General features: G+C 67.0%; 13 protein-coding genes and 3 pseudogenes. 5 read left to right on the forward strand and 11 right to left on the reverse strand.

Annotation, left to right across the window (positions count from 1 at the left end; genetic code table 11):
• Window positions 1-21 precede the first annotated feature (21 nt).
• Complete coding sequence (locus GAA2_RS11455; protein ID WP_040005010.1) at window positions 22-699, forward strand: hypothetical protein; 678 nt, start codon at window positions 22-24, stop codon at window positions 697-699.
• Window positions 700-781: 82 nt separating this feature from the next.
• On the opposite strand, the gene fadD5 (GAA2_RS11460) is transcribed toward GAA2_RS11455, so the two are convergent.
• The 5 genes and pseudogenes from fadD5 (GAA2_RS11460) to GAA2_RS11480 form a co-directional block, all read right to left on the reverse strand.
• Complete coding sequence (fadD5, locus tag GAA2_RS11460) at window positions 782-2,389, reverse strand: fatty-acid--CoA ligase FadD5 (protein WP_006438240.1); 1,608 nt, start codon at window positions 2,387-2,389, stop codon at window positions 782-784.
• 93 nt (window positions 2,390-2,482) lie between these two features.
• Window positions 2,483-4,086 (reverse strand): annotated as a pseudogene (gene fadD5 / locus GAA2_RS11465) (fatty-acid--CoA ligase FadD5).
• 165 nt (window positions 4,087-4,251) lie between these two features.
• Window positions 4,252-5,499 carry an RNA polymerase sigma factor gene (locus GAA2_RS11470; RefSeq protein ID WP_040005018.1) on the reverse strand — a complete coding sequence of 416 codons (1,248 nt, stop codon included), beginning with the start codon at window positions 5,497-5,499 and terminating at the stop codon, window positions 4,252-4,254.
• Window positions 5,496-5,873 (reverse strand): YciI family protein, encoded by a 378-nt coding sequence (locus GAA2_RS11475; protein WP_006438243.1) that lies wholly within the window; start codon window positions 5,871-5,873, stop codon window positions 5,496-5,498. The genes GAA2_RS11470 and GAA2_RS11475 overlap by 4 nt, the downstream gene beginning before the upstream one ends.
• A gap of 91 nt (window positions 5,874-5,964) precedes the next feature.
• Window positions 5,965-6,483, reverse strand: coding sequence for a M15 family metallopeptidase (locus tag GAA2_RS11480; protein ID WP_040005011.1), 519 nt, complete (start codon window positions 6,481-6,483; stop codon window positions 5,965-5,967).
• A gap of 97 nt (window positions 6,484-6,580) precedes the next feature.
• On the opposite strand from GAA2_RS11480, the gene GAA2_RS11485 reads away from it, so the two are divergent.
• The gene (locus tag GAA2_RS11485) at window positions 6,581-7,714 is read left to right on the forward strand and encodes a DUF2235 domain-containing protein (RefSeq protein WP_006438245.1); all 1,134 of its coding nucleotides are present in this window, start codon (window positions 6,581-6,583) and stop codon (window positions 7,712-7,714) included.
• 63 nt (window positions 7,715-7,777) lie between these two features.
• Here the strand turns inward: GAA2_RS11485 and GAA2_RS23435 are convergent.
• Both GAA2_RS23435 and GAA2_RS11490 read right to left on the reverse strand, forming a co-directional pair.
• Window positions 7,778-7,867, reverse strand: a pseudogene (locus GAA2_RS23435) (VOC family protein); the annotation flags it as partial.
• 163 nt (window positions 7,868-8,030) lie between these two features.
• Window positions 8,031-8,927 carry an oxygenase MpaB family protein gene (locus tag GAA2_RS11490; protein WP_006438246.1) on the reverse strand — a complete coding sequence of 299 codons (897 nt, stop codon included), beginning with the start codon at window positions 8,925-8,927 and terminating at the stop codon, window positions 8,031-8,033.
• Between the two features lie 188 nt (window positions 8,928-9,115).
• Between GAA2_RS11490 and GAA2_RS11495 the strand changes: the two genes are divergently transcribed.
• Window positions 9,116-10,150 carry an acyl-CoA dehydrogenase gene (locus GAA2_RS11495; RefSeq protein WP_006438247.1) on the forward strand — a complete coding sequence of 345 codons (1,035 nt, stop codon included), beginning with the start codon at window positions 9,116-9,118 and terminating at the stop codon, window positions 10,148-10,150.
• A 67-nt stretch (window positions 10,151-10,217) separates the two neighbouring features.
• Here GAA2_RS11495 and GAA2_RS11500 read toward each other — a convergent pair.
• Window positions 10,218-11,394 (reverse strand): annotated as a pseudogene (locus GAA2_RS11500) (acyl-CoA dehydrogenase family protein).
• A complete protein-coding gene (locus tag GAA2_RS11505; RefSeq protein ID WP_006438249.1) occupies window positions 11,384-12,166 on the reverse strand; it encodes an enoyl-CoA hydratase/isomerase family protein in 783 nt (260 codons plus the stop codon). Before GAA2_RS11505 ends, GAA2_RS11500 begins: the two are co-directional and overlap by 11 nt.
• 149 nt (window positions 12,167-12,315) lie before the next feature.
• On the opposite strand from GAA2_RS11505, the gene GAA2_RS11510 reads away from it, so the two are divergent.
• Both GAA2_RS11510 and GAA2_RS11515 read left to right on the forward strand, forming a co-directional pair.
• Complete coding sequence (locus tag GAA2_RS11510; protein WP_006438250.1) at window positions 12,316-13,320, forward strand: LLM class flavin-dependent oxidoreductase; 1,005 nt, start codon at window positions 12,316-12,318, stop codon at window positions 13,318-13,320.
• Window positions 13,321-13,440: 120 nt separating this feature from the next.
• The gene (locus GAA2_RS11515; RefSeq protein WP_191834957.1) at window positions 13,441-14,223 is read left to right on the forward strand and encodes a FadR/GntR family transcriptional regulator; all 783 of its coding nucleotides are present in this window, start codon (window positions 13,441-13,443) and stop codon (window positions 14,221-14,223) included.
• Between the two features lie 170 nt (window positions 14,224-14,393).
• Here the strand turns inward: GAA2_RS11515 and GAA2_RS11520 are convergent, their stop codons facing one another.
• Complete coding sequence (locus GAA2_RS11520) at window positions 14,394-15,029, reverse strand: HAD family hydrolase (protein ID WP_006438252.1); 636 nt, start codon at window positions 15,027-15,029, stop codon at window positions 14,394-14,396.
• Window positions 15,026-15,718 (reverse strand): PEP-utilizing enzyme, encoded by a 693-nt coding sequence (locus tag GAA2_RS11525; RefSeq protein WP_006438253.1) that lies wholly within the window; start codon window positions 15,716-15,718, stop codon window positions 15,026-15,028. Before GAA2_RS11525 ends, GAA2_RS11520 begins: the two co-directional genes overlap by 4 nt.
• Window positions 15,719-15,735: the final 17 nt, after the last annotated feature.

The following is a 15,735-nucleotide window of genomic DNA, read 5'->3' on the forward strand; positions in this document are numbered from 1 at the left end:
TTCCGCGCTTACACTCGGCCCATGAGCAACGAGCAGTTCTCGGCCCATCCGACAGACCCGGTGGACCCGCCGCCCGGTTCGAACACCGCGCCGGTCCCGCCCGCGTCGGCACCGGCGGGATCGACACCCCCGGGAGCCCCCGCGACCACCGATGCACCACTGAAGCCGACAGCCGCCGAACGTGCGAACACGATCGTCAGGAAGGTCGTCATCGGCCTGATCATCGCCGCCCTCCTGGTGATCACCTACTTCATCCTCGAGGCGTTCCTGCCGCGCTGGTGGGCCGGCCAGATCGGTCGCCGGGTCGACGGATCGATGGCCAGCGGTGTCTGGACCGGACTCGTCCTGGGTGTTCTCTGCACCTTCGTCCCGCTCCTGTTGTTCACGCTGGCGTTCCTGAGCCGCAGCCGGTTGCGGAACGTCCCGGCGATCGCGTTCGCCGTCGCCGGCATCGTCGTGGCGATCCCCAACCTGTTGACGCTCTCCGTCGTCGCCGGCGGCGGCAACGGTGCCCACGCGGGTGAACGCATCTTCGACGTCGAAGCCCCCGGCTTCCGCGCCGCCACCGCGTGGGGCGTGATCATCGGAGTCCTTCTCGCGATCCTCGTCGGCTGGTTCATCTGGCGCTATCGGCGGCGTGGACGACAACTCGAGGCGACGCGCCCGAAGAAGGACAAGAAAAAGGACAAGAAGAAGTGATGGTCGGATAGACCCACCCAGAACGGGTCAACCCGCCACCTCACGAAGGTGGCGGGTTGACCCGTTTAGGGGGCGGAGGCGGTCAGTCGGCCAGCCCGGCATCCTTGCTGCCGTAGCTCTCCCGCAGCTTCGGCTTCACGACCTTGCCGCCGGCATTCCGGGGCAGTTCGTCGATGATCACGAGGTCCTTCGGGTGCTTGAACCGCGCGAGATTCTCGTTCAGATGAGGTTCCAGCTCGGCCAGCGTCAGATCGATGACGCCCTCGGCCAGGACCACGACGGCGACCGGCACCTCGCCCCATTTCTCGTGCGCGCGACCGATGACGGCCGCCTCCAGGATCGAGGGATGGCCGTACAGGACGTTCTCGACCTCGGCGCAGTAGATGTTCTCACCGCCGGAGATGATCATGTCCTTGGCTCGGTCGACGACGTAGAGGAAGCCGTCCTCGTCTTCTCGCACCAGGTCGCCGGAGTGGAACCACCCGCCGCGGAACGCTTCCGCGGTCTCCGCGGGCTTGTTCCAGTAGCCCTTCATCAGGTTGGGTCCGCGATAGACGATCTCTCCCACCTCGCCGGGCTTCACGTCGTTCATCAGCGGGTCGACGATGCGGGCGGTCACCGCCGGGACCACCTTGCCGATCGAACCCTGCTTGCGCAGTGCGTCCTTGCCCTCGAGGATCGTCGTCACCGGAGACATCTCGGTCTGCCCGAAGGCGGTCATGTTCAGCGCCTCGGGGAAGGCCTCGCCCATGGCGTTGAGCACGGTGTCCGACGCGGGGGCCGCACCCCAGCTGATGTTGCGCAGACGGAGCTTTCGCGGCCGCGCTTTCTGCGCCGCGCACACCGCCTGCCACTGTGCGGGCACCATGAACACCGAGGTGGTGCCTTCTCTCTCCAGGGTGTCGAGCATGGCGTCCGGGTCGAAAGCACCGAGTGGATGGATGACCGCACGGATGCCGCGGTAGAAGACCGGGGCGAAGGCGGCGAGCCCAGCGATGTGGAACATCGGCGGTACGACCGACGCCACGTCCTCGGCATCGGCGGACGCGGTGGTCGCCATCGTGGTGACGGCCTGCGCGTGGAAATTCTGGTGGGTCAGCATGGCGCCCTTGGGCTTTCCGGTGGTACCCGAGGTGTACATGATCGCGGCGACGGTGTCCTCCGGGACATCGACCGCCGGCAGATCCGAGTCCCCCTGCGCGACAAGGCCTTCATAGTCGAGATGCTGAGGGTTCTCACTGCCGTCGACGACGATGAGGGTGTCGATCCCACCCGTGGACGCACTCACGGCATCGGCCAGCGGCGCGAGGAGTTTCTCGGTCAGTATGACCTTGGCCCCACTGTCGGCGACGAGATAAGCGACCTCGGCGGGGCTCATCCGGATGTTCACCGGAACCGGGATCGCGCCGATCAGCGTTGCGCCCAGCACGGCTTCGACGTACTCGGTGCGGTTGAGTAGCACCATGAGGATTCGGTCGCCGAACTCGACTCCGAGTCGGCTCAATGCTGCGCCGAAAGCCCGTGACCTGTCATCGAGTTGCTTCCACGTCGTGGACTTGTCCAGGTATGTGATCGCCATGTTGTCCGGCGTCATCAGCGCATGCCGGTGGACCTGGTTGTTCCAGTGGTTGCGGCGCGAGCGGTAGGGCTCGGTGGTCAGGTCGGCGGTGGCGTCGGTGGTTGCGGTCATCCCTGCTCCCGTGTCGATCGTGCGATGGTCGACATTGTTGTCTGCGTCACACCCTACGCAGACCGGGCGGGTTGCTCGTCAGATTTCGACGGGTCAATCGGACAAACCGGCGTCCTTGCTGCCAAAGCGCTGGCGCGCATGGGTTTCGTGACCTTGCCGCCGGCGTTTCGCGGCAGGGCGTCGATGATCACGAGATCCTTCGGGTGCTTGAAGCGCGCCAGGTTCTCGTTCAGGTGGGGTCCCAACTCCTCCAGGGTCAGGTCCTCGACACCGTCGGCGAGCACGACGACCGCGACGGGCACCTCGCCCCACTTCTGGTCCGCCCGGCCGATGACCGCCGCCTCGGCGACAGCGGGATGGCCGTAGAGGACGTTCTCGACCTCGGCGCAGTAGATGTTCTCACCGCCGGAGATGATCATGTCCTTGGCACGGTCGACCACGAAGAGGAATCCCTCGTCATCCTCCCGGACGAGGTCACCGGAGTGGAACCAGCCACCGCGGAAGGCGTCCGCGGTCTCCTCGGGCTTGTTCCAGTAGCCCTTCATCAGGGTCGGCCCGCGGTAGACGATCTCCCCCACCTCGCCGGGCTTCACGTCGTTCATCAGCGGGTCGACGATGCGCGCCGTCACCGCAGGCACCACCTTGCCGATCGACCCGATCTTCCGCAGGGCGTCCTTGCCCTCGAGGATGCAGGTCACCGGCGACATCTCGGTCTGCCCGAACGACGTCATGTTGAGAACGCCCGGGAATGTCTCGTTGATGGCGTTGAGCACGGTGTCCGAGGCGGGGGCGCCACCCCAGCTGAGGTGACGTAGACGCAGGCCGCGCAGACGTGCCTGCTGTGCGGCGCACACTGCCTGCCATTGTGCGGGCACCATGAACACCGATGTCGAGCCCTCTCGCTCCAGCGTGTCGAGCATGACGTCGGGGTCGAAGGATCCCAGCGGATGGATGACGGCCCGGATTCCTCGGTAGAAGACCATCGCGAAGGTCGCGAGGCCCGCGATGTGGAACATCGGCGGGACGATCGATGCGACGTCACCGGGCTGCGGGTTCGTCGTGGAGATCGACGTGACGGCCTGCGACTGAAAGTTCTGGTGGGTCAGCATCGCACCTTTGGGACGGCCAGTGGTGCCCGAGGTGTACATGATGATCGCGACAGCGTCCTCGGGGACGTCCACCGGCGGGAGATCCGAGGAGTCCTCGGCCAGGAGGTCCTCGAACGAAAGATGGTCGGGGTTGTCGCTCTCACCGACGACGACCACGGTGTCGGAGGTGCCTCCCAGGGCTCGCGCGGCATCCACGACGCCCGTCAGCGCCGATTCGGTGACCACGACCTCGGCGCCGCTGTCCGTCATGAGATAGGCGATCTCGCCGGGACTCATGCGAACGTTCACCGGCACCGCGATCGCACCGATGAGGGTCGCCCCCAGAATCGCCTCGACGTACTCGGTGCGGTTGAGCAGCGCCATCATGACCCGGTCGCCGAACTCCACACCGCGTCTGCTCAGCGCCGCGGCGAAAGCCCGGGAGCGGTCGTCGATCTGCGTCCACGTGCGCGTCTGGCCGAGGAAGGTGATCGCGGGTTCGTCGGGAGTCGTCAGAGCGTGGCGGCAGACATGGTTGTTCCAGTGGTTGCGGCGCGAGCGGTAGGGCTCGGAGGTCACGTCGGTGACGGCCTCGGCGAATGCAGTCATTGCGGTCTCCCGTGTCGTCGGACACTCGTTGTCCGACTCACCACCCTAGGTCGTGACTGTCACGGAATACGCTGTGCAGCCGATGATTTGCGCCTATGGAAGGGTTAGCCGGCTCCTATGGACGACGCCGGGGCGGCGTCTGCGCACGTGTCCCCCGGGACGGAGTCACCCCATGCGGTCCGCCCGGCACCGCAAGTACTCCCGGACGCGAGGGTCGCGGGCGGACGTCGCGGCGCGCTCGAAGTGCCGACGTGCCTCGTCGAGTGCGCCGGTGCGGGCCAGGAGGTCTGCGCGTGTGGCGTGGAAAGGCTGGAAGTCGTCGAGGTCGTGCTGCTCCTCGAGTTGCCCGAGCAGCGCCAGACCATCGGCGGGCGACGTCGCGCGCCCCACGATGGCGGCGTGCGCGACCCGTGCACCCAGTGTCGGGGTGACGGTGAGGAGGGCGGTCGACAAGGTCTCGAGTACGGCCCAGTCGACGACGCCGGTGCGTACGCGATCGGCGTGGACCGACTGCATGGCGGCCTCGAGCTGGAATCGCCCCATCGGTGCGCCGAGTGCGGCGGCACGTCGGAGCATCGCCTCGCCGTCGCGGATCAGTTCGCCGTCCCACAGCGCGGGGTCCTGCTCCTCGAGCGGGACGAACGGTCCGTTCCGTGCCGGCGCACGTGACAACGACAGGGCGATGAGAGCGGCGAGTCCCCATGCCTCGGGCTCGACGTCGAGGAGAGAGGCGAGTGTCACGGCGAGATACAGCGCCTCCCCCGTCATCGATTCGACGGCGTCGGGACCGCAACCGGTCGCGTCGTCCCAGGCGATCGCGAAGCACCCGTAGACGGCCTCGAGCACCGCGGGCAGTCGTCCCGGCATCGCCGTGCGGTCGGGAACGGCGAACGGGATGCGGGCGTCGCGGATGCGTCGCTTGGCGCGGACGAGTCGTTGCGCCATCGTCGCGGGGGCCACCGCGAAGGCCGCGGCTATGTGAGTGGCCTCGAATCCCAGCACCGCCTGCAACATCAGGGGTGTCCGGATGGCCGGGTCGATCGCGGGGTGAGCGCAGGTGAACAGCAGTTCGTGTCGCTTGTCGCCGATCGCGTCGGGGTCGAGATCGTCGATGGGTGTCACGCTGGCCTCCCCGGCGGTATCGGCGCGGTCGTCGAGATCGACCGACATCCGGTGCGACGCGGACTTCCAGACGTCGCGCTGGTGGTTGCGGGCGACCGTGAGCAGCCACGCGGTCGGATTCTCGGGTATGCCGCGTGCCGGCCACGTGACGAGCGCACGTTCGAAGGCGGTCGACAACGCGTCCTCGGCGAGCGCGAGGTCGCCCGATGATGCGGCCAGGAGCGCCACCAACCGCGAATACGCTTCGCGAGCGGCGTGTTCCGCGGCGGCGTGCGCTCCCGGCCGGTTCATCCGTTCGGTGTCCACGCCCCGTTCACGGTGTACGTGGCCCCGGGTCGGATCTCGACGACACCCCAGTCGATGGGGGGCGCCTGACGTGCCCACTCGATGGCGGCGTCGAGGTCCTCGACATCGACGACGATGGACCCGCCGAGCTGCTCCTTGGTGTCCGCGAAGGGACCGTCCTGGATGACGAGTTCGCCGTCCACCTTCCGCAGCGTGGTGGTGGCGGTCGAATGCTGGAGCACCTCGGCACTCACCAGGACGCCGGCGTCCTGCAATGCCCGTGCGTAGGCGGAGAATGCTGCCTGACCCGACCGGATGGCGTCCTCGCCGAGCGTCGTGGCGTCCTGCTCCGGGTAGTGCAGCAGAAGTGAGTAATGCATGGTCTACCTCCTGGTCACCGGACCGCCTCTCGGTCCGTGTGAGGAGATGACGAGCGTGCGACCCGTCGATCGACAGCCTACGGCCGATGAATCAGATTCCGCGGCGATCCGCCCGGACCGCGGCATCGGGCCACATCGGCGGGCACGCTGTCCCGGGTGTCGTGGCCAGTTCGAAATGCCACCACTCGTTGACGAATGTCCGGCACAACCCCCAGCGATGGCCGTTGCGTTCCAGCCAGGCAGCGCCCTCCCACGGGCCGACGTCGACGGCCTCACCGCGAACGTGCGGTGACTCCTCCGCGGGAAGAACCCAGCGCCGGGCCGCCGCGGGACTGCCGTAGGTGGCGATGGCGTTCCGCCACAACTGTCGCTGTTCGGCGTCGGTCCGTTTGCCGGAGGTGATGTACATCTGAATCCCTTGGGCGCGGCCGTCGTTCGCGGCGAGCGTGTACGACACCGCCAGTCCCGGTACGAGTCCGGCCGTCCCGGGGGCCAGGGCGGTGGGCGCTGCCACCGCCGGGCCGACGCCGACCACCGCACCGGTCACGGCACACGCAGCGCCGGCCACCGCGAGCGCGGCCCGCGTGAGTCCAGACGCGAAGATGCTCATCAGACCAGTAAACCGTACGACCGACGTGTGCTGCGTGGACCGGTGTGCGGCATTAACGTCGAATGTGTCGGGCCCGTCGACGCAATGGAGGGGCTGCATGAGGAAACGCCTGATCATCTGCTGCGATGGCACGTGGAAATCATCGAAGGATCCGCGGGTCTCCAACGTGGAGAAGATCGCTCGGGCCGTCAAGACCGATGCAGCCGACGGTGCCGTTCAACTGGTTCACTACGTGAACGGTGTCGGGACGGGCTCCGCGTGGTCCGACCGTGTCCTCGGAGGCGCCTTCGGTCGCGGGTTGAACGCGAATCTCGTTGACGCCTACCGTTTTCTCGTCCTGAACTACGAGCCCGATGACGAGATCTTCGTCTTCGGTTTCAGTCGAGGCGCGTACACCGCCCGCAGTCTGGTCGGGATGATCAGCAAGGTCGGGCTGGTCACGCCACGCCAACTGGCCGAGAACCCCGCGAGCAACCTGTTCGAGAAGGCCCTGCAGTTGTATCGGGACGAGAACAAACGATCTGCCCTCGGTCGCGAGGTGCCGGTCGCGTTCATCGGCGTGTTCGACACCGTGGGAGCCCTCGGCGTTCCCGGTATCACCCGGTACAAGCACAACTTCCACAATGTGAATCTCGGCGCCAAGGTCGAGGTCGCGCGACAGGCGCTGGCGATCGACGAGTGTCGGCTGACGTTCGACCCGTGTGTCTGGGAGACCGCCGGTAACACCGAGACCGATGTGAAGCAGGTCTGGTTCGAGGGCGTGCACTCCGACATCGGCGGAGGTCTGAAAGTCGTCGAACCGTCCGAACTCACCCTGGCCTGGATGGTGCGGGAAGCGAGCCTGCGCGGTCTCGAGTTCTCCTACGACCGGTTCACGGCGATCCGGCAGCCGGTCGATCCCGTGTGCCCCGAGTATGCCGCCAACAAGTCGATGAACACCGCGTACCAGGTCATCAACCTCGTCAAACTCGCGATCGGACCATTTCGACTGCACGGCACCACCATTCGCCATCGGCGCCAGAGACGCAGGCTCGAGGTCGAGAAGGATCCGGCGTCGCCGATGTTGATCGCCGAACCCGCGCACACGCGATGGGAGACCGATCAGGACGGGCGCAGACGGAAGGCGCCCAACATCGGATGGTGGATCGACATGTTCGACGGCGACCCCGCTGCGTTACGCGCCCGCGTCGTCGAGATCCCACCACTCTCGGCGCCACTCGCCACAGGGTGACAGCAGCCTTCGGATCGAGACCGAACGCCAGCACCCGCGGGCGAACGCCTCCCCGCGGCCGGGTCAGGCCTCCTTGACCGCGGCGATCTGGATGAGGTTGCCGCAGGTGTCGTCGGAGACGGCCACGATTGCCGTGCCGACGTCGGTGGGCTGTCATGCCTTTCGTGGCGTGGGCCACCGTCTGGCGATCTCTGCCAGCGGTGCCGGATCGAAGTGATGGAACTTGGCACGTCCGCGTCTCATGTCTACGCGACTTGTAGAGATGACGAAGCGGGTTCGTGGACAGTGTCCGCGAACCCGCTTCGAGTAGTTCAGGTCAGTCCCTGGGGAACGGTACGCCCATGCGCTCGTAGGACTCGTAGACCTCTTTCATCTTGCCGTCCCGGAACGAGCCCAGAAGTGCCTTCACCGCGCGGCGACGAGTCGCGGCGATCGGCTTGGGGTACTGCCTGGTGTTCATCAGCTTCTGCGCCCATTCCGGATGGAGATCCTGGATGGCCCAGTCGACGAGGCTCACCACCGGACGCTGCCACGAGGGGTAGCGCCACGGTGCGGTCGGATTGAGGAGTTCGACGGTCGGCATGGTCACGGCCAGGTACGGCAGTGAGTCGGCGAGATACTTGTCGACGCCTTCCTTCGTGGTCGGCACGTTCGCTCCGCCCAGCTCACGACCCATCCGTGCGTAATCGTGGAAGAACTCCTCGAGACGTTCGTCGCTGAGCGGGTCGGGATGGAAGGCCTTGTGCGACGCTGCGAGAGCCCACGCCTGCGTGCAGTAGTTCCAGGTCAGCAGATCGGCGTCGCTGGCCTTGTAGGCGTGGCCGTCGGGACGCACACCCTCGATGCGGTTGTGCATCCCCCGGACCGTCTTCGACACCCGTTCGGCCACCGGCGTCGACGCCAGTGCGACGCCGAAGAAGAAGGACAGGGTGTGTCCGGAACGTGAGGAGAATGCCTTCTCGTCGAACTGGCCGGTCGGCACGCCGTCGATCCGTTCGATGGCGCGCGTGTGCTCGTACGGCATCCAGGCCATGTCGGGGTGCAGGGTCTCCATCATCGCGGCGGCACCCATGGCGATCTGGACCGTCGGCAGGTGCTCGTGGACGTACCAGACAGCGCTCCCGGGTCCGAACCACCCGGGATCGCCCTTCGGTTCGGTGAACTGGACGTTCCGGAAGAACTCGTCCCGGATCGACTGGAAGGACTTGGCCACCGCCCAGTCGAAGACGCTGCGCTTGTGTGGGACAGGCGCGACCGACGGGGTCGGCTCAACCGCGGGGTGGTCGGGTGCCCCGTGTGGTGTGGTTCTGCGGAAAGCCTGCGAGGTACCGCGTACTGTGGCCGCACAGGTAGATTACATAGTTTACTAGGTGAGCGTAGAAGTATGGGAGGTTTGACCCGATGATCACCGCGGAGCAGCGGGAACTCGCCGAGTCGGAACGGGCATGGCTCGGCAAGCACGATCCGATCGACCATCTGCGATCTCAGTCCGGACGAGCGGGGTCCCCGGAAGGGCTGGCGTCCGTCGATCCCCGTGCCCTGACCCACGTACGCGAGTCGGGTCTCGCTTCGATCCTCACCGCCGATGCGGGCGGCACCCATCCCGACCTCGCGGTCCTGACCGCCGAACACGGTCGGGCCGCGAGTTCGCTGCCGGTCGCGGACCTCGCCCTCGGTGCGTGGCTGCTCGAGTTCGCGGGTCGCGCCGACCTCGCTGACGCCCACGCGTCCGGTGACCGCGTCGTCACGGTGGTGACGTCACCGTACGGTCAGTCGCTGCACGGTGACCGGATCGCGGCGATCAGCGCACCTTTCGTCGTCCTGCCGGACCCGGCTGATCGCGATCTCGTGGTGCTGACCGACGATGATGCGCTGTTCGTCCTTCCCGCCGGCGCCTCCCGGAGGACGATCGAGACGTTCGCCACCCTGGACCTCACCCGCCCGTGGGCTCGGACACGACTCGACGTCGACGCCGCAGAGCGCGTGGCCCTCCCCGTCGGTACGGCGTCGTGGTACCGGGACGCCATCGCGGTCCACCGCGCCGTCGACTCCGTCGGTGCCGCCGAGGAACTGCTGGCCCGCACGGTCGAATATGCCGTACAGCGTGAGCAATTCGGTGCGGTGATCGGCTCGTTCCAGGCGGTCAAGCACCATTGCGCGACGATGGCCGTCCGGGTCTCCGCGGCGCAGGCGACTCTCGGTGCAGCCGTGGATTCGCTCGCGCTGTCGGAGGCTTCAGATCGTCGCCGACCGGTCGATGCCGCGGTGGCCTACGCGGCCGACGCCGCGAACTCCGTTGCGGGGCTCGCCCAGCAGGTACACGGTGGGATCGGCTTCACCTGGGAGCACGACCTCCACCTGTACCTACGGCGCATCAAGGTGAACGGGAACATCGACGGCGGCGTGCGGGAACGGCGCCGCGCGCTGGTCTCCTGACCCGCCGGGATTCCGTCGAGGGAATGCGCGCCCATGTGCTCATTCCCTCGACGGGATCCGTGAGTCGTCAGGAGCGGGGCATCCCGAGCCCGCGCTCGGCGATCATCGTGCGCATGATCTCCGACGTGCCGCCGGCGATGGTGAACGCACGCGCGTAGAGCCACTCGTCCTGCCACCGGTGCATGTCCGGCGTGAGTTCGAGGCCGGGCGTTCCGCACAGGTCGAGTGCGAACTCGGCCATCGCGAGATTGAGTTCGGAGAACATCAGTTTGCCCATGGCGGCGTCGTGGATACGTTCGGCGCCGGACAGCCAACGGTCGATGTTGTCGGTGGTGAGCGCCGCCAGTGCGGTCACCTCGGCCGTGAAGGCGCCGAGCTGCTCCCGGACGGCACCGTCCGAGATCGCCGGTGCGCCATCGATCGTCACGGTGCGTGCGAGTTCGGTGATCGCGGCCAGTGTGAGTTCCAGCCGGACGACGATCGCGCCGACGTTGGTCCGTTCCCGGCTCAGGGTCTCCGACGCGATCCGCCAGCCGTTGCCCTCATCCCCGATGACCGCGTCCTCGGGGACGAAGACGTCGTCGAAGAACACCTCGTTGAAGTCGGAGGTGCCGGTGATCTCGCGGAGCGGACGCACGGTGACTCCGGGCGTCGACATGTCGAGGACGAACGCGGTGATCCCCTTGTGTTGGGGGCAGCGGGATCCGACCGCGCCAACAGGTATCCGTAGTCGGCCCAATGGCCGTCGGTGGTCCAGACCTTCTGCCCGCTGATCCGGTACCCGCCGTCGACCTTGGTGGCGCGGGTGCGCAGCGACGCGAGGTCGCTGCCCGCGCCGGGCTCACTGAACAGCTGACACCACAGCTCGCGGCCGGATCGAATCGCCGGGAGGTGCCGACGACGCTGGTCGTCCGACCCGTGTCCGAGAAGCGCGTGCGCGACCAGCGTGCCGGCACTCGGTGCGCCGGGCACCCCGGCTCGGGCGAGCTCCTCCCCACGATGATGTCGCGACGCGGCGAATAGTCCTCGCGCCCACCGTATTCCGTCGGCCAGTCGGCGCCGGCCAGACCGGCTCCGTAGAGCTCGGCCGTCCAGGTCTTCAGGAGCTCGAGTTCCGCCGCGTCGTCCGCGCTGCGCACCCCGGCACGCGGCGGGATGTCCGGCGCATGGGCGGCGATAAACTCGCGCACCCGGCCACGGAAATCCTCCGCCGATTCTGTCTCGGTCCCGGGTTCAGCGGACATCGAAACCGTCATGACGTACCTCGCTTCGCGTGACCTGCTGGGTGGAGATCGGGTTGCCGATGTCGGTGTACGACAAGCCGGTCGCCAGGGCATGGGACCGGGTCGAGTCCAGGGACTCCCAGATGGCCCGAACCGAGCCCTGGACGGCCACCGGCGGTTTGGCGGCGATGCGGGCGGCAAGCTGCGCGGCCCGGTCCCAGAGTTGCTCGCGCGGCAGTACTTCGGTCACGAAACCGATCTCGAGGGCCCGTCGCGCCGACATCCGCTCGTCCAGGCCGAGCAAGGTCATGCGCAGCACTTCGCCGATCGGGATGCGCCGGACCAGTCCGATCGGCTCGAGAGCTGCGACCAGGCCGTAGGAGACATGGGGATCGAAGAACTGGGCGTCGTCGGCGGCGATGATGACGTCGGCCTCGTTGAGCCAGTACAGCGCGCCGCCGGCGACCATCCCATGGACCGCGCAGATCAGCGGTTTCCAGCAGTGATTGAGCTTGGGCGACAGATGCGCGCCGGGATCGGTTCGGCTGAAGGGATTCTCGTGGAGCTGGTAGCCCTCTTTCACGTCGGCGCCGGTCGAGAAGGCGCGGTCGCCGTTGGCCCGCAACACGATGACGTGGACGTCGTCCTCGGTTGCCGCAAAAGCCCAGAGGCGCGTGAACTCGTCGAGCATCGCCCGGTTGAACGAGTTGAGCGCCTGCGGTCGGTTGAGAGTGATCGTCAGGACGTGGCCGGACAGCGTCACCTCCACCGTCTCAAAGCTTCCGACGTCCATGGTCTCCTCGCCTCTACTCGAACTGCCGACAGCGATCGGTCGGACCGAACGCATCTGGGACTTTACATGTGTTACTAAGTTATCCTGCTTACACTTACGGAAGTGGTCGATCGTCGACCGTTCCGATCCAGCGATGTGTGGAGGTTGCGATGCAGTGGGGCCTGCCCTGGCCGGGTGCCGAACAGGCACGGGCCGCCGAAGCCACCGGCGCGATCGCTTTCTGCACCGGAGAGTTCGCCGACGTCGACGCCTATGTCACGTCCACCGAGATGGCGCTCGGCACGTCGTCGGCCGTCGTCGGTCCGGGCATCGCCTATGCGTTCGCGAGGTCGCCGTTCGTCCATGCCTCGGCGGTGCGGCACCTTCATCGTCTTGCTCCTGAACGCGTCTTCCTCGGACTGGGGGCGGGCAGTTTCCGTATGAATCGTGACTGGTTCGGCGTCGATTCCAGCCACGCCGCGCCGCGGATGTCGGAGCTGATCCAGGCGATCCGCGCGTTCCTCACGGCCGAGAACGGTGAGCGCATCACGTTCGACGGTCGCTTCTATTCGATCGACGCCGATGTGCGCGCCCCCGTCTTCGGTCCGCTCGACGTCCCGATCCTCATCGGCGCGTTCAACAAGTACATGGTGCGGACGGTCGGCCGGGACGCCGACGGCATCCTCGGGCACGGCATCTTCACCGATCGCTGGTGGTCGGAAGCCATCGCACCCGAACTCGCGGTGGGCGCCGCCGATTCGGGGCGGGCGGTGGACGAGATCACCCGCTGGGGATGGGTCATCACCGCGGTCGACGACGAGGATCCCGAGGCCGCGATCGCTGCCGCGCGCCGCCAGATCGCCTTCTATCTCACCGTCAAGACCTACGACCCTCTCGTCGAACTGCACGGGTGGCAGGACGAGGTCGCCGCCATCCGTCACGCCTTCCGTGAGTCGCCCACCACCATCGGCGACCATGTGTCCGACGACATGCTGTGGTCGATCGCGATCTGCGGGGACACCGCACAGGCGTCCGAGATGCTCGGCAAACGCACGGATCTGCCCGATGTCGGGTTCCTGTCGTGTCCGGGCTTCCTCGTCGGTCGTCGGGCCCGGGCACGCTTCGCCGGCGCCGCGATCGGTTTTGCGCGCGACCACCTCGCTACTGTTGGGTAGAATCGACCTGTATCACTGAGTTTGACAACTGGGTGTATCAGATCGGCCAGTGTTTCAGATCCGCTTCGGCCATCGCGCTCACATCAGGGGGCGTCCTGGTGACGCGAGAGGAAGGTACCCATGACCAAGCCTGTCAACCTGGCTCCCATGATGGTCCCCACGACCACCTCCGGTGCGATCCGGTCCCCCAAGACCGCTGAACTGGTGGCGCGCACCCTGCGCCGGATGATCGTCGACGGCCAGCTGAACGAGGGTGACTTCCTTCCCCACGAAGCCGATCTGATGGCCCACTTCCAGGTCAGCCGCCCGACGTTGCGTGAGGCGGTCCGCGTCCTCGAGTCCGAGCGTCTCGTCGAGGTGCGTCGTGGCTCCCGTACCGGCGCCCGGATCCGCATCCCCGGCCCCGAGATCGTGGCGCGTCCGGCGGGCCTCCTGCTCGAACTGTCGGGGACGTCGCTGGCCGAGGTCATGCGCGCGCGTGAGGCCATCGAACCCGCCGCCGCGGAGATGCTCGCGGACACCGGGAATGCCGAGGCGTTCGACGAACTGCAGTCGATCATCGACAACGAGCTGAAGGACGCCTACGAGAACGGCACCATGGCCCAGGCAACGGTCTGGTTCCACCGCCGGATGATCGAGTTGTCCGGCAACTCGGCCATGGCGATGATCGCGGGCATGCTCAACGAGATCGCCGAGCGGCACATCGCCAGCACCATCCACGACGGCCCGATGCCGCGGTCGCAGTACACCAAGCTCATCCGCTTGTATCAGAAGCTCGTCGACCTCGTCCGCGCCGGCGACGGCGCCGAGGCCGCCGCCCACTGGCAGCGGCACATGAAGAACTCGAACCAGGCGCTCCTCGCCGGGCACGAGAACACCCGTGTCCGGGACGTGATGGACTGACTGTCCGCTGGTTGAGCCCCCGCTGGTTGAGCCGGCACCGAGCGCAGCGAGGAGCCGCGTCGAAACCACCCGGCGAGCTGACCTCGATACGGCCGACAGGGGTTACGCCCACCGGGCTTTCCGATCAGGTTGCGTTTTGTCCCGGCAAGCGGGACAAAACGCAACGTGATTCAGATACCCAACTCGGCGAGGCGCGCCCGCAGCTCGTCGGGATCGGTGAACTCGATCGTCGCCATCCCGAGGTCGGCGGCGGGCGGCAGGTTCTCGGCGAAATCGTCGATGTAGACGACCTCTGATCCGTCACAACCCAGGCGCCGCAACAACTCCCGGTAGATCAGTGGGTCGGGTTTGCGCACTCCGACGTCCGCGGAGTTGAGGATGAAGTCGAAGTGGTCGAGCGGCAGCGTCGACGCCAGGTGATCCCGGTTCTCGGCGACGTTGTTCGTCAGGACTGCGAGGGTGTAGCGACCGCTGAGTTCGGCGACCAGCTCGAGCATGGGTTGCCGCAGGGTGCGGGTGTCGGCCATGGCGGCGCCGAGCCGTCTGATCTCGACGTCGACTCCGTGCTCCTCGTGGACCCGGACACAGACGCCCTTGAGGAAGTCGCGGACCGACAACTCGCCCCGCTCGACCTTCGCGAACTCCTGGTCGCCCCGGACGAATCGGTGGAGTGCGGTCTCGGGGAGGCCGAGTTCGGCACTGTACCGGCGCAACCCGGACAGAGGCGACTCGGTGAGAACCCCGGACCAGTCGAAGACGATGGCACGGATGGTGGCCGTCGTGGTGCCAGGTGTGGGCGTGCTCATCCCGGATTCGACACCAGCGCGGCCTGATCCGCCGACCCGACCTCGAGCACCGTGATGGTGCCGGCCGATCCGTCGACCTCGACCAGTGCCCCGTCCGGGATGCGTGACGCCGCGACCTGGGTGTCGACGACGCACGCGACGCCGAATTCGCGGGCGACCACGGCGGCATGCGACATCACACCGCCGATGTCGGTGACGACGGCGGCGACGTGACCGAACAGTGCGGTGTAACCGATGTCGGTGACGTGGGCGATCATGATCTCGCCCGGCTCGACGTCGTCGATGGTGTGCGGCTCCACGATTCGCGCCCGGCCCACGACCTTGCCGCCGCAGATGCCGATACCGCCGAGCTTCTCTCCCGCCCCGAGCGGCTTCAAGACCTCTGCGGCCTGCCACTTCTCGGCGAAGATGGGCGGCATGTGGAGTTGTTTGAGCTTCTCGCGCTCGGCCTTTCGTCGTGCGACGGTCTCGCGGACGCCCTCTGGCGGGTCGATGAGCACACCCAGGGTGAGGTGGAAGAGATCGTCGGGGGCGTCGATGCGGCCCTGAGCGGTCAGGCGTCGGCCCTGTTCACGCACCAGTCGGCGCATGATCCAGGTGAGACGAACACAGCGGTCGCGGTTCTGTTCCCGCTGCCGCAGCAGCTTCGCCGCGATTCGCTGCGGCACCGAGAGTTGGGACTGCTGCACGGATAGGTGACAGTTGG

The organism is Gordonia ajococcus, from assembly GCF_012974285.1.
Lineage (GTDB): Bacteria > Actinomycetota > Actinomycetes > Mycobacteriales > Mycobacteriaceae > Gordonia > Gordonia amicalis.

Bases quoted from the DNA above. Each gene is read 5' to 3' on its own strand.
- GAA2_RS11495 (WP_006438247.1), top strand. From the start codon at position 9,116: ATGATCACCGCGGAGCAGCGGGAACTCGCCGAGTCGGAACGGGCATGG.
- GAA2_RS11520 (WP_006438252.1), bottom strand. From the start codon at position 15,029: ATGAGCACGCCCACACCTGGCACCACGACGGCCACCATCCGTGCCATC.
- GAA2_RS11475 (WP_006438243.1), bottom strand. From the start codon at position 5,873: ATGCATTACTCACTTCTGCTGCACTACCCGGAGCAGGACGCCACGACG.
- GAA2_RS11470 (WP_040005018.1), bottom strand. From the start codon at position 5,499: ATGAACCGGCCGGGAGCGCACGCCGCCGCGGAACACGCCGCTCGCGAA.
- GAA2_RS11515 (WP_191834957.1), top strand. From the start codon at position 13,441: ATGACCAAGCCTGTCAACCTGGCTCCCATGATGGTCCCCACGACCACC.
- GAA2_RS11485 (WP_006438245.1), top strand. From the start codon at position 6,581: ATGAGGAAACGCCTGATCATCTGCTGCGATGGCACGTGGAAATCATCG.
- fadD5 (WP_006438240.1), bottom strand. From the start codon at position 2,389: ATGACCGCAACCACCGACGCCACCGCCGACCTGACCACCGAGCCCTAC.
- GAA2_RS11480 (WP_040005011.1), bottom strand. From the start codon at position 6,483: ATGAGCATCTTCGCGTCTGGACTCACGCGGGCCGCGCTCGCGGTGGCC.
- GAA2_RS11510 (WP_006438250.1), top strand. From the start codon at position 12,316: ATGCAGTGGGGCCTGCCCTGGCCGGGTGCCGAACAGGCACGGGCCGCC.
- GAA2_RS11505 (WP_006438249.1), bottom strand. From the start codon at position 12,166: ATGGACGTCGGAAGCTTTGAGACGGTGGAGGTGACGCTGTCCGGCCAC.
- GAA2_RS11455 (WP_040005010.1), top strand. From the start codon at position 22: ATGAGCAACGAGCAGTTCTCGGCCCATCCGACAGACCCGGTGGACCCG.